Here is a 389-nt window from a genome sequence, read left to right on the forward strand (position 1 = left end):
AGTCACTCGCGACCATCTGTGTGTTGTCCTCGGCCGCCTGCACGCTGGGCATGACACCTGCTGCTGCGGCCAGCACGCAGTCGTGCGCAAGCCTCGTCGGAACGTGGGGCAACCGGCTCGGCTCGACCATGACGGTTCAGTCCGTCGATCCGACGACGGGAGCGATCACGGGTACCTATCGGTCGCCGTCGGGCACGAGCGGGGAGCAGTTCCCGCTGGTCGGCTGGACCAACACGGCGCCCGCGCAATCGGCCCAGGACAATGTCACGCTGGTGACGTTCACCGTGAACTGGGGCATTTACGGCTCGATCACGGCGTGGTCGGGCCTGTGTCGGACCGAGAACCAAGTGCCGACGATCGAGGCGCTCTGGCATTACGCGCAATCGAAC

General features: G+C 65.8%; 1 protein-coding gene. It reads left to right on the plus strand.

The genetic code is table 11. The features are described from left to right. The coding region (locus tag P7F28_RS10390) for an avidin/streptavidin family protein (RefSeq protein WP_277184400.1) at positions 1–389 on the plus strand (389 nt) is incomplete at both ends.

The organism is Caballeronia sp. BR00000012568055, assembly GCF_029439455.1.
Taxonomy (GTDB): Bacteria; Pseudomonadota; Gammaproteobacteria; order Burkholderiales; family Burkholderiaceae; genus Caballeronia.